This window comes from Marinomonas sp. NPDC078689, from assembly GCF_044542435.1.
Taxonomy (GTDB): Bacteria; Pseudomonadota; Gammaproteobacteria; order Pseudomonadales; family Marinomonadaceae; genus Marinomonas; species Marinomonas arenicola.
The window spans coordinates 20,351-32,523 of record NZ_JBITUJ010000002.1 but is presented as its reverse complement, the minus strand read 5'-3'; the positions used below and the strand labels follow the sequence as shown (position 1 = coordinate 32,523).

Genomic DNA, 12,173 nt, shown 5'->3' with positions numbered 1-12,173 from the left:
TTGATGTGAGCGGATTATGATGTCTAAGCAGAGAGTGGTGCGTTCGCATTCTCCTTTTGCGTGGCTGAAGTGGGCGGCCATAGGGATCGCCTTGCTTCTTGCCTTACCCGTGCTGGTGGTAGTGGCCAATGTCTTTGCTGGTAGTGGTGGTGTGTGGACCCATTTATGGAACACGGTACTCGCTGATTATGTCAGCAACTCCTTACTGTTGATGATTGGTGTGGCGGTTGGCGTGCTGTGCATTGGTGTACCAGTGGCATGGCTCACCAGTGTGTGCCGCTTTCCTGGCGCCTCTGTTTTAGGTTGGGCGTTGCTCTTACCGTTAGCAATGCCGGCTTACATCATTGCTTACACCTATACTGGTTTGCTGGATTTTGCCGGCCCTGTGCAAGGGGCGATTCGCGCTTTAAGTGGATTGGGGTACGGCGAGTACTGGTTCTTTGAGATCCGCTCCCTAGGTGGTGCGGTCATCATGTTAAGTCTGGTGCTTTATCCCTATGTCTATTTGATGAGTCGGGCGGCGTTCTTAGAGCAATCGGCCAACACGCTAGAGGTGAGTCGAACCTTGGGCTATTCAAATGTCTCGGCGTTTTTTCGCTTGGCGTTACCCTTGGCGCGCCCCGCCATTATTGCAGGCTTGACCTTGGCAATGATGGAAGTGCTTGCTGATTATGGCACGGTGCAATATTTTGGCGTGGCCACCTTTACGACAGGCATCATGCGAACGTTTTACGGTTTTGGTGATCTTGCGGGAGCGTCTCAGCTGGCGGGCATTTTATTGCTGTTTGTGTGTGTGCTGATTTTCACTGAGCGCTATTCACGGCGAAAGCTGCGTTATCATGCGTCCGGTCTGCGTAAAGCGAGCCAACGAGAGCTTGTTTTATCGGGCTGGCGTGGTGTGGCGGCCTGTGTGTTTTGCTGTTTGCCTGTGTTGTTTGGTTTTCTCTTGCCCGCGGGCGTGTTGCTTTACTGGTCTGTGTTTGAGGCCGAGCCGTTAACCTGGGATTTTCTCCTATTGGCGTGGCATTCTTTTTACTTGGCCTTTTTGGCTGCCTTGATCGTGGTCGCCTTGGCGTTGGTGTTGTCTTATGCCTTGCGTTTGCACCCGAGTCGGAGCGTGTCGACCTCGGTTGCCAGTGCTGGCGTAGGGTATGCCTTGCCTGGCACTATTATCGCGATTGGGGTGATTGTGCCTCTGGCTTGGTTAGACCATAGATTGATCAATCTTGTGAAAGACGTCAGCGGCGATAAAATTGGCTTGGTGTTCTCTGGCACCATTATCGCCTTATTGTTTGCCTACGCAGTGCGTTTCATGGCGGTGTCCCTTGGTGCGGTGCAAAGTGGGTTAGGTAAAATCAAACCCAGCATGGACATGGCAGGGCGCTCATTGGGGTTGACCCCACTGCAAGTGTTAAAACGTGTGCATTTTCCTTTGCTTAAAGGGTCTGTGTTGACGGCGTTATTAATTGTGTTTGTTGATGTGTTAAAAGAGCTGCCAGCAACGTTAATTCTGCGGCCTTTTAATTTCAATACCTTGGCCGTCAGGGCATTCGAGTTGGCCTCAGATGAGCGGTTAGTCGACGCCGCTCCTGCCTCGATTATGATTGTCTTGGTGGGGTTGATTCCGGTGGTGTTGTTAAATCGTTCAATATCAAAACATCATTAAGAAAACACTGAATTAGAGTATTTTTTATAAAGCCAGCTTAGCGAAAGGGCAGTTTAGGAAACATCATGAGTTCTTTTTCATCGGGTAAAGCATTGCAAGAGTTGAATATTCGTGACTTGTCTGTGGGGTATCATGGGCAAGCGGTAGTGCATGATGTGTCGTTTGATTTGACCGCGGGACAAATTGGCTGTTTGTTAGGGCCAAGTGGTTGCGGAAAATCCACCTTGTTACGGGCTATTGCGGGCTTTGAAGCCGTCTTGTCTGGGGCCATTTCATTGAATGGCGAGGTGATTTCCAGCGTTGACTATTTGCTGCCTCCAGAGCAGCGTCAGATTGGCATGGTGTTTCAAGACATTGCGCTTTTCCCGCACCTTACCATAGCTGACAACATTGCGTTTGGCCTCAAGGGCATGAGCAGCCGTGTGGTGAGCAATCGAGTGGCTGAGCTGCTGGATCTGATTGGTTTGGTTGGTTACGAAATGCGCTACCCACATTCTTTGTCGGGTGGGCAGCAGCAGCGTGTGGCGCTCGCCAGAGCCATGGCTCCCAAGCCCAAGCTCCTATTAATGGATGAGCCGTTTTCAGGTTTGGATGCCAAATTACGAGAAGAGCTGGTGCCTGATATTCGCCAGATACTCAAGCATGAAGGCATGAGTGCGATTTTGGTAACCCATGATCAAATGGAAGCCTTTGCTATGGCCGATACCATCGCGGTAATGGAGTCAGGCGAAATCCACCAATACGGCACGCCTTATCAAATCTACCATCGACCTGAAAGCCGTTTCACTGCAAGATTTGTCGGCCAAGGGGATTTTCTTTCTGCGGTGGTGTGTGGGCATGATTGTTTAGACTCAGACCTTGGTCGCATTCGTGGTGTCTTGAGCGACGAACTCGCCATTGGCACCCAGGTCGACTTATTGGTTCGCCCAGACGATGTGATACACGACGACGCAAGTGAATTTAAAGGCTTGGTAATGAGTAAGTGGTTTCGCGGTTCACACTTCTTGTATCGCGTGAAATTGGCATCAGGACTGGTGGTGTATTGCTTCGCGTCTTCCCATCATAATCACGCGATTGGCCAAGAAATTGGCATCAATATTGAGCTGGATCATCTGGTGGTCTTTAGTAAATAGAGGTGTTTAGCAAACAGCGCTTTGCCAAGGCAGCCGTTGCTTTTGGCAAAGAAAAAACGGGCAAGTTCTCATGGAAATTGCCCGTTCTTCGAATCCTTCTTAGGCGAAACTTATCCGCAACATTTTTTGAATTTTTTACCTGAGCCGCAAGAGCAAGGGTCGTTACGGCCAACTTTATGACTTTCTACGGGGGCGGTTTTTTGCGGGCTTGAGTGAACTTCATGGCTGCCAGAAACATACAACCATTGCCCATTTATTTTGTTAAAGAGTGACTTTTCTGTCAATTCCCCTTGGTGTTTACCTTCTGTAAAACGGGCACGAAAGGTGACGCTGCCAGTGTCGTCGCTTGCTTGGCCTTGCTCGGTTTCTAAAATGTCTAATTGAGTCCACAAGGTGGTGCTGTTTTCTTCTTGTATCGCTTGTGTGTCGTCTTCACTGGTGTCGTTGTCGAGCTGCTGGGTGCGTTGAATATAATCAATGTCGTTACGTGCAAACGCGCTGAAACGAGAGCGCATCAGGGCCTCAGCTGTTGGTGCTGAACCTGGGTTTTGGTGATAGACAGCGCAGCAGTCTTGGTAGTTCTTTTCAGTGCCACAGGGGCAGGGTATTTGGTTTGCCATTGTTCGGCTCCTCGCATCGCCAAATCGTCATTAAGATGCGTATAATACGGGTTTCTTTCATGGCTAACAGGAATTATTTGTGACCTCATCGGGACCCACTTCATTTTTATGGTTTGATTTTGAAACCACTGGAACAGACCCCGCACGAGATAGGCCAATGCAGTTTGCGGGTATTCGCACGGATCTTGAATTTAACGTGATCGGCGAACCTATGATGTTTTATTGCCGCCTTCCAGAGGATGTTTTACCGCAACCAGAGGCGTGTCTATTAACCGGTATTAGTCCGCAAGAAGCCAATCGAGAAGGGCTTTGTGAAGCGGAGTTTATGGCGGCCATAGAAGCAGAGTTGTCATTACCTGGCACCTGTTCATTAGGGTACAACAGCATTCGTTTTGATGATGAAGTTGTACGTCACGGTTTTTATCGTAACTTTATCGATCCTTATGCTCGTGAATGGCAAAACAATTGCTCGCGCTGGGACATTATTGATTTAGTGCGCATGACCTACGCAATGCGCCCAGAAGGCATTGAATGGCCCATAGGCGAAGACGGCCAGGTATCGATGAAACTCGAAGCACTGACCAAAGCCAATAACATTGCCCATGAACAAGCGCACGATGCTTTGTCCGATGTGTACGGCACCATCGAAGTGGCCAAACTGATTAAAACGACGCACCCTAAGTTGTTCGATTATTATTTGAAAATGCGTCAGAAACACGAGTTACAACAATTTATCGACCCGATTCGCATGAAGCCGTTTTTGCATGTCTCAGGCATGTTCGGTCAGGTGAAAAAATACAGTGCGTTTGTTGCGCCTATTGCTCCGCATCCGACCAATAAAAATGGTGTGATTGTGTTCGATCTAATGAGCGATGCACAACCTCTGATTGACCTCAGTGTCGAGGAAATCCGTCACCGCGTGTTTACTCGCCAAGACGAATTGGGTGACCTTCCGCGCTTGCCGCTCAAAGTCATTCATTACAATAAGGCGCCAGCGGTAGCACCAGCAACCTTCTTGAAAGACGAAAAGGTGGTGGCGCGTCTTGAATTGGATGGCGATGCCTGCCGGAAAAATCTCGCTTTGTTAAAGTCTTTCCCAGGCTTGTCAGAAAAAATCAGTCAGGTGTTTGTGCAAGAAGAGCGCAGCATTCCTAAAGACCCAGATTTGATGCTGTATTCTGGTGGTTTCTTCTCGCGCGAAGACAAAGCTCGGATGGACACCATTCGAAATACGCCGCCTGCCGCCTTAAATGAACTCGAAATGTCATTTGATGATCGTCGTTTACCGGAAATGTTAATGCGTTATATTGCGCGTAATTACCCGGATCAGTTAAATGAGCAGCAGCGTGAAGAATGGGAAGAATTCCGAGCCTTTAAATTGCTGGACAAAGACGGTGGTGGCTCGATTGACATGGAGGCTTTCTTTGATCGTTTGAACGCCATTGCGCAAACGCCAGATTTGCCTCCATCAAAACAGCTAATGCTGCAAGATTTATCCGATTATGCACAAAGCATCTACCCGATAGACTAATCAAGGAGTTGACATGAGTGAACAGCATAGAGGCACGCACTGGTTAGTTGGCTTAGCCGCGTTTGTGATTATTATCGCGGGGTTGAAAGCCGCCTCCCAAATTGTGGTGCCTTTTATGCTGGCGGTGTTTATTGCCATCGTATGCGCTCCCTTGATGGCCAGTTTACGCCGCAGAAAGGTGCCCACTTGGCTGTCTATTGTGCTGGTGGTGTTGGTGGTGTTGGTTGGGCTAGGCATGATGGGCGCGTTGGTAGGGTCCTCGTTGGATGATCTTTCGAAGCAATTGCCGACCTATAAATCGCGTTTCGCGGAAGAAATGTCCAGTTTGCTGGCCAGCCTCAACAACATTGGCATTCATATTTCCTATGACAAAATCAAAGGGTATGTGGACCCGTCTTCTTTGATGCAGTTAGTGGCAAAAGCCTTAAGTGGGTTAGGCAGTGCATTGACGAATTTCGTGTTGGTGATTATGACGGTCGTGTTTATTTTATTTGAAGCGGTTGAGCTGCCTAAGAAGCTGTCGCTGGCCTTGAATGATGCGACTCAGTCGTTAGAGCATTTCCGTTCTTTTATTAATTCGGTGAACCGCTATTTGGTGATCAAAACCTCTGTTAGCTTACTAACGGGTGTCGTGATTGCATTGTGGTTATGGATCATAGGTGTGGATTTCCCCATCTTGTGGGGCGTGTGTGCCTTTTTGCTGAATTTCGTACCCAATATTGGTTCTATTATTGCGGCCGTGCCTGCCGTGCTGTTGGCATTTGTTCAGCTCGGCCCCCTCTATGCTGGTTTAACCGCATTGGGTTTTGTGGTGGTCAATTTGTTCGTGGGCAATGTGATTGAGCCGCGCTATATGGGCAAAGGCTTAGGACTCTCAACGCTGGTGGTTTTCTTATCCTTATTGTTATGGGGGTGGGTGTTTGGTCCGGTAGGGATGTTGTTGTCGATACCACTGACGATTATTGTGAAACTGGCCTTAGAAGCCAATCCGCGCATGAAGTGGCTGGCTGTGATGATCGACTCCAGCAGCAATCAAAAGTTGGATGACTAAAAGCATCACTGCGTCCAGTGGCGCAGTGTGCTATTGCGCAAAATAACCTAAAAGAAATGGACGATAGTCTGGATAAATAAGCAAGAAAGGCGACATTGTCAAAAGTCGGCCTAACAACGTTGATTTTGAATTGCTTGGCTGGATACACTCAAGCTCACAGAATGAACATTGCCGTAATAGCTACGGTATTTAAGGTTAGGAGACCTATTATGAGCGATACTTTTCACTCTCTTTTTATCGACAATGTTAGCCGCCAACATTACCAAGTAGGCACCACGGATGCCGCAAGTAAATCCATTCATGTGGTTATTTGGCCAACGTTTTCAGGTTTGACGGATTTCGAAAAATCGATTGCCGACAAAGTCGCGTCATTTGGCTATTCAGTGACGGCTGTGGATTTATATGGGCAAGATTGCGTCTTAGAGAGCACCGAAGATAAATTGTCTTTAATGGGCAAGTTACTCGAAAATGAAACACCTCTTCATCAATTGCAACGGACTTTGACAGACGAGTCAGTGGCGAATCTGAGCAATAAAACCATTGTTCATATTGGCTTTTGTTTGGGTGGTCGTTTGGCCTTAGAAGCCGGTCAGTACTTTAAAGACAGTGTCGGCGCTGCGAGCTTCCATGGTTTGATGAGTTTTAATAGAGCGCCGGAAGAGCAGGTTAATCGTGACCTGAAGATCATGGTGTTAAATGGCTATAATGACCATATGGTGAGCGATGCAGATGCTCAATCTGCCAAGCAGTACTGGACAGGATTAGGCATTGATTTTCAATTTATGGACTTTGGCAACACGGTGCATTCTTTTATGCTGCCCAGTGCGAATAACCCAGAGCACGGCAGCCTGTACAACCCTGTTGTAGCGCAACGAGGTTATGCTTATTTGGAAAACTTCTTAAGCGAATTTTAGGCCTTACCCAGTGTGTTGAATGACACATGACCTGCAAAAATGCCCTCGTAATGAGGGCATTTTTGTATCAGTCAATGGCTGCTAGTTAGGCGTTAAGTGCGCGACGGAATAGGGCGATTGACTAAGGCTTCCCCTTTACTATTGAATAAATAGCAATCTGTTTTAGCAACGCCGACCGTAACGGATTCTCCGTTTCGTGTGAGATTCTGGCCGCTGGCTTCTATGGTTAATTTATGGCCTTTATACTGTCCATATAAGAAGCTGGTGCCGCCTAAATGCTCAGCAACATCCACTTCAACGGTAAAAGAGAAATCGCTGTTTTCTGTGGTTTCTTTCACATGTTCTGGGCGTAAACCCAGTTTAACGCTTTCATTGACGCTGACTTTGTCGGCATCGACGGTGAGGGCAATTTGTTGCCCTGCGACATCGATGGTCGCGAGGCTTTTTTCATCAATGGCCAGTACCTTGCCATCCAAAAAATTCATTCTAGGCGAGCCTATAAAGCCGGCGACAAATTCATTGGCAGGGTTGTGGTATAGCGTTAATGGGGAGCCTACTTGTTCCACATTGCCCGCGCGTAAGACGACAATCTTGTCCGCCAGTGTCATGGCTTCTACTTGATCGTGGGTAACGTAGATCATTGACGATTTTAAGCGACTGTGGAGTTGTGCGATTTGAATGCGCATATCAACCCGAAGTTCGGCGTCAAGGTTAGACAATGGCTCATCAAACAAAAACACGTCTGGTTGACGCACAATGGCGCGGCCGATGGCCACACGTTGGCGCTGACCACCAGAGAGTTGTTTGGGTTTGCGATCTAATAAACTTTCTAATTGCAAAATGCTGGCCGCATTGGCCACCTGAGTTTTGATTTTTTCCGGGTCCACACCGGTCATACGCAAGCCAAAACTCATGTTTTCTTCGACCGTCATATGCGGATAAAGCGCATAAGACTGGAACACCATGGCCACGCCACGATCCGCGGGGGCGACGCTGTTCATGTTTTGGCCATTGATCTCTAATGTGCCGTCTGTGATGTCTTCTAGGCCAGCAATTAAGCGCAATAGCGTCGATTTACCGCAGCCAGAAGGACCAACAAAAACGACAAATTCACCGTCTTCTAGTTCTAGGTTAACGCCATGGATTGTTTCAATCTCATTAAAGCGTTTGATGACGTTTTTTAATTTTATTGTTGCCATGAAATTTATCCTAATGCTTGTCGGAGGCAATCGCCCCCATTCGGGTGGAGACTTTCATGATTAGGCTTCCCTAATGCGGCAACCTTAATATTAATCATGATGGCTTGTAAACTTCGCCTGAGTAAAGTTCATTTTGTACTATAAATACTAAACCGTTGTTATTTAATAACAGTTGCAAAAATAATGACGCTATTCCATTATTTTATGAGGATGTTTGCCTGTCAAGTATGACAAACTGTAATTTAATAACAATAAAAAGGTGGGTTAGCGATGCAGAAATTGCATAGCAAACAGCAACAATGGATGCCAATTTTGTTCCTCGCACCGGCAGTCATTTTGTTTTCGCTCTACGTGATTTTCCCTATTGCTCAAAGTATCTGGTTAAGTTTCTTTGAGTGGGATGGATTAGGTGAAAAGACGTTTGTAGGATTAAGTAATTATTTTGAGTTGTTTTCGGATGAACAATTTTGGACCGCATTAATCAATAACCTTTATTGGTTGATCTTCTTTATGTTGGCCCCTCCTATTGGCTTATTACTTGCGTTGTTCCTAAACCAAAAAGTGATGGGAATACGTTTTGTTAAAGCCATGTTTTTCTTCCCCTTTGTTATCTCACAAGTGGTCGTTGGTCTGGTTTTTTCTTGGTTCTACGACCCCAGTTTTGGCTTATTTAACAAGGCGATTGAGCTGTTTGGTTTTCAGCCGATTGCAGTATTGTCGGACGAGCATTGGGTAACGTTCGGCATCATTGTGGCGGGGTTGTGGCCGCAAATAGCTTACTGCATGATCTTGTATCTCACAGGCTTAAATAATTTGAGCCCAGACCAGATTGAAGCCGCACGCTTAGACGGTGCTCATGGCTGGAAAATGCTGCGTCATGTGATTCTTCCGCAATTAAAACCAGCGACCTTTATTGCCATTGTCGTGACGGTTATTGGTGCATTACGAAGTTTCGACTTGGTGGCCACCATGACCTCAGGTGGACCATTTGGTAGCTCCAGTGTGCTGGCGTATTTCATGTATGAGCAATCTATTTTCAACTATCGGGCAGGGTATGGCGCGGCCATTGCGACCATCTTGTTCTTGATTATGGATATTTACATTGCCTACTTCCTATGGCGCATGCTGAAGAGTGAGAAAGCCTAATGTTTCCAACACCAGTAGAAAAAAAGTCATTACCTTTTAACATCAGTTACCGCGTCGCCATTTGGGTTGCTTTGTTTTTGTGGTTATTACCGCTGTTGGCGGTATTGATGACCTCAGCTCGCTCCACAGCAGACCTTAATGCAGGCAACTATTGGGGCATCCCTACGCAGTGGATGTTTTTGCAAAACTACACCTTGGTGTTTACTCAAACACCGATGTTACGGTATTTGCTGAACTCCTTGATCATAACCTTGCCTGCAGTAATTGGGGCGGTGTCGCTTTCAACGCTAGCCGGTTATGCGCTGGCAAAATTTAAATTCCGCGGGCGTATTGGTTTATTTGCCGCCTTTATTGCGGGTAATTTTGTGCCGTTTCAAATCTTAATGATTCCGGTGCGAAACCTCACCATAGACATGGGGTTATACGATACGGCGAGCGGTTTGATTTTGTTTCATATCGCTTTTCAAACCGGATTCTGTACCTTATTTATGCGTAACTTTATTGTTGGTTTGCCTGATGAGCTAATCGAAGCGGCGCGGGTTGAAGGGGTCAGTGAATGGCAAATTTTCCGACACATTGTATTGCCTTTGGTTCGTCCGGCCTTAGCGGCCTTGGCGGTGCTGATTTTCACCTTTATCTGGAACGATTATTTCTGGGCATTGGTGTTGGTACAAAGTGACGAAGTGCGTCCTATTACCGCGGGGATCAGTGCTTTGAAAGGCCAATGGATGGCGTCTTGGCAGTTGATTTCTGCAGGGTCTATTATTGCTGCGTTGCCGCCCGTGATTCTGTTTTTTGCGATGCAGCGACATTTTATTGCGGGATTAACACTAGGGGCAACAAAAGGCTAAGGTGTCTCTACGCTGATTGAGCAATATTTCAAGGAGGCTGAGGTGATCAAAACGTCAGTCACAGGAGTGCTATATGAAGTTAGGTGTGTGTTATTACCCTGAGCATTGGCCTAAAAGTCGCTGGCAGCAAGACGCTCAGGCCATGCGAGAAATGGGCATTGAATATGTCCGTATTGGCGAATTTAGCTGGAGTACGATAGAGCCTGAGCCAGGCGAGTTACATTGGCAATGGCTGGATGAATCGTTAGATATATTGCACTCGCAGGGTTTAAAAGTCATTTTAGGCACGCCGACTGCGACGCCCCCTAAATGGCTTGTTGATCGTCATCCATCTATGTTGGCCAAAGACGAGCAGGGGCGCTTTCGTCATTTTGGCTCACGTCGTCATTACACCTTTGCCAGTCTTGAGTATCGTGAGGAGTGTCGCCGTATTGTGACCTTAATGGCTCAGCGTTATGGGCAGCATCCGGCGATCGCGTCTTGGCAAACAGACAATGAATATGGTTGTCACGACACCATTTTGAGTTACGCAGAGGCCGATTTGACGGCATTTCGTGTTTGGCTAAAGGACAAATATGGCTCAGTTAATGCGTTAAATCAGGCGTGGGGGAATGTCTTTTGGAGCATGGACTATCGCTCTTTTGACGAAATAGAGCTACCAAACTTAACCGTTACAGAAGCCAATCCCTCCCACCGTTTGGATTTTCAACGTTGTTGCTCTGATCAGGTGGTCGCGTTTAATAAGTTGCAGGTAGAGATCCTTCGACACTATTCCAAAGGGCGAGATCTGGTGCACAACTACATGGGCTTTTTCACCGCCTTTGATCACCATAAAGTTGGTCAAGATCTGGATGTGGCAAGTTGGGACACTTATCCGTTGGGCTTTTTAGATCAAGAAGCCATCTATTCACAAGAAGAAAAGCAGACCTATTTACGCGTGGGGCACCCAGATTTTGGGGCATTTCATCATGATTTATATCGAGGTTGTGGAAAAGGGCGCTTGTGGATCATGGAGCAACAACCAGGTCCGGTGAATTGGGCGCCACATAACCCAACACCTGCCGATGGTGCGGTGCGTTTATGGACATGGGAGGCGTTTTCGCATGGTGCTGAATTAGTCTCCTATTTTCGTTGGCGTCAAGCGCCTTTTGGACAGGAGCAAATGCATGCTGGCTTGTTACGCCCAGATGGACAAGCAGCAGAAGCGGCCACGGAAGCGGCTCAAGTGGCTCAAGAAGTACGCCAACTATCATTGGTAACAGGGTTAGACGCGGATGAACTGATGGCGCTGCCAGAATCAGGTCATGTGGCTTTGATGTTTGATTACGATGCGTGTTGGTCGTTGGATATTCAGCCTCAATCCCGGGCTTATCGTTATCTTTTCTGGTGTTATCGCCTGTATGAAGCATTGCGTGAGTTGGGATTGTCCGTCGATATTGTTTCTTCATCTGCCCCTTTAGACACTTATAAACTATTAGTGCTGCCTGCCCAAGCGCATATTTCTGATGCGCTGCAAGATCGACTAAATAACTATCAAGGGGTGCTGTTAGCAGGGCCTCGTACTGGTAGTAAAACAGACAGTTACCAAATTCCAGAGAATCTTGCACCGGGTCCATTAGCGCATCTATTGCCGTTAACGGTAGAGCGAGTGGATGCTTTGCCAGATCATACTCAACCCTCGGTGTTTGGCCGTTGGGGAGAAGGCAAATTACGCCATTGGCATGAGCAGATTTCGACACAATTACCCTGTTTGCTGAAAGACGAAGCGGGTAAGGCTGTTTTAGTGGGGGCTGACAAGCATTTCTATCTAGCGTCCTGCTTGGATAAGGCCTTGTTAAAAACGTGCCTTGAAAAGTTATCTGAAAAAGCCGGATTGGCCACCGAATATTTGCCTGCTGGAGTGCGTATTCGTGAGCGCGGCAAGCTGATTTTTGTTTTCAATTACGGGCCGCAGGCGGCTTTCTATCGTCCTGATAATGCTGAGCTTGTGTTAGGGGATGATGTCTTGCAATCCGCGAGCGTTGCTATTTGGCAGCGTCAGACGGCTAAGAGTTAATCATTG

General features: G+C 47.3%; 10 protein-coding genes. 8 read left to right on the top strand and 2 right to left on the bottom strand.

Translation table 11 applies throughout. The features are described from left to right. The first annotated feature begins 16 nt into the window (after positions 1 to 16). The gene (locus ACIGBN_RS03265; protein ID WP_396663626.1) at positions 17 to 1,666 is read left to right on the top strand and encodes an ABC transporter permease; all 1,650 of its coding nucleotides are present in this window, start codon (positions 17 to 19) and stop codon (positions 1,664 to 1,666) included. Positions 1,667 to 1,731: 65 nt separating this feature from the next. After that, positions 1,732 to 2,799: an ABC transporter ATP-binding protein gene (locus tag ACIGBN_RS03260; RefSeq protein WP_133003300.1), complete on the top strand. Its 1,068-nt coding sequence runs from the start codon at positions 1,732 to 1,734 to the stop codon at positions 2,797 to 2,799. Between the two features lie 110 nt (positions 2,800 to 2,909). On the opposite strand, the gene ACIGBN_RS03255 is transcribed toward ACIGBN_RS03260, so the two are convergent. Beyond that, on the bottom strand, positions 2,910 to 3,419 hold the full coding sequence (locus ACIGBN_RS03255) for a YchJ family protein (RefSeq protein ID WP_133003301.1): 510 nt from the start codon (positions 3,417 to 3,419) through the stop codon (positions 2,910 to 2,912). 79 nt (positions 3,420 to 3,498) lie between these two features. On the opposite strand from ACIGBN_RS03255, the gene sbcB reads away from it, so the two are divergent. The 3 genes from sbcB to ACIGBN_RS03240 all read left to right on the top strand — a co-directional run bounded on the left by sbcB (position 3,499) and on the right by ACIGBN_RS03240 (position 6,915). After that, entirely contained in the window at positions 3,499 to 4,950 is a 1,452-nt protein-coding gene (gene sbcB / locus ACIGBN_RS03250; protein ID WP_396663623.1) for an exodeoxyribonuclease I, read from the top strand. 13 nt (positions 4,951 to 4,963) lie between these two features. After that, positions 4,964 to 6,001: an AI-2E family transporter gene (locus tag ACIGBN_RS03245; RefSeq protein WP_133003303.1), complete on the top strand. Its 1,038-nt coding sequence runs from the start codon at positions 4,964 to 4,966 to the stop codon at positions 5,999 to 6,001. A 209-nt stretch (positions 6,002 to 6,210) separates the two neighbouring features. Continuing rightward, positions 6,211 to 6,915, top strand: a complete 705-nt coding sequence (locus tag ACIGBN_RS03240; protein ID WP_133003304.1) for a dienelactone hydrolase family protein — start codon at positions 6,211 to 6,213, stop codon at positions 6,913 to 6,915. Positions 6,916 to 7,007: 92 nt separating this feature from the next. On the opposite strand, the gene ACIGBN_RS03235 is transcribed toward ACIGBN_RS03240, so the two are convergent. Then, the gene (locus tag ACIGBN_RS03235) at positions 7,008 to 8,114 is read right to left on the bottom strand and encodes a sn-glycerol-3-phosphate ABC transporter ATP-binding protein UgpC (RefSeq protein WP_341563695.1); all 1,107 of its coding nucleotides are present in this window, start codon (positions 8,112 to 8,114) and stop codon (positions 7,008 to 7,010) included. Positions 8,115 to 8,384: 270 nt separating this feature from the next. Between ACIGBN_RS03235 and ACIGBN_RS03230 the strand changes: the two genes are divergently transcribed. The 3 genes from ACIGBN_RS03230 to ACIGBN_RS03220 all read left to right on the top strand — a co-directional run bounded on the left by ACIGBN_RS03230 (position 8,385) and on the right by ACIGBN_RS03220 (position 12,167). Next, on the top strand, positions 8,385 to 9,260 hold the full coding sequence (locus ACIGBN_RS03230) for a carbohydrate ABC transporter permease (protein ID WP_133003307.1): 876 nt from the start codon (positions 8,385 to 8,387) through the stop codon (positions 9,258 to 9,260). Next, positions 9,260 to 10,111: a carbohydrate ABC transporter permease gene (locus ACIGBN_RS03225; RefSeq protein WP_133003308.1), complete on the top strand. Its 852-nt coding sequence runs from the start codon at positions 9,260 to 9,262 to the stop codon at positions 10,109 to 10,111. Before ACIGBN_RS03230 ends, ACIGBN_RS03225 begins: the two co-directional genes overlap by 1 nt. A gap of 73 nt (positions 10,112 to 10,184) precedes the next feature. Continuing rightward, positions 10,185 to 12,167: a beta-galactosidase gene (locus ACIGBN_RS03220; RefSeq protein ID WP_396663619.1), complete on the top strand. Its 1,983-nt coding sequence runs from the start codon at positions 10,185 to 10,187 to the stop codon at positions 12,165 to 12,167. Positions 12,168 to 12,173: the final 6 nt, after the last annotated feature.

Coding starts and splice junctions, on each gene's coding strand:
- ACIGBN_RS03265 (WP_396663626.1), top strand. CDS start 17: ATGATGTCTAAGCAGAGAGTGGTGCGTTCGCATTCTCCTTTTGCGTGG.
- ACIGBN_RS03260 (WP_133003300.1), top strand. CDS start 1,732: ATGAGTTCTTTTTCATCGGGTAAAGCATTGCAAGAGTTGAATATTCGT.
- ACIGBN_RS03255 (WP_133003301.1), bottom strand. CDS start 3,419: ATGGCAAACCAAATACCCTGCCCCTGTGGCACTGAAAAGAACTACCAA.
- ACIGBN_RS03245 (WP_133003303.1), top strand. CDS start 4,964: ATGAGTGAACAGCATAGAGGCACGCACTGGTTAGTTGGCTTAGCCGCG.
- ACIGBN_RS03240 (WP_133003304.1), top strand. CDS start 6,211: ATGAGCGATACTTTTCACTCTCTTTTTATCGACAATGTTAGCCGCCAA.
- ACIGBN_RS03235 (WP_341563695.1), bottom strand. CDS start 8,114: ATGGCAACAATAAAATTAAAAAACGTCATCAAACGCTTTAATGAGATT.
- ACIGBN_RS03230 (WP_133003307.1), top strand. CDS start 8,385: ATGCAGAAATTGCATAGCAAACAGCAACAATGGATGCCAATTTTGTTC.
- ACIGBN_RS03225 (WP_133003308.1), top strand. CDS start 9,260: ATGTTTCCAACACCAGTAGAAAAAAAGTCATTACCTTTTAACATCAGT.
- ACIGBN_RS03220 (WP_396663619.1), top strand. CDS start 10,185: ATGAAGTTAGGTGTGTGTTATTACCCTGAGCATTGGCCTAAAAGTCGC.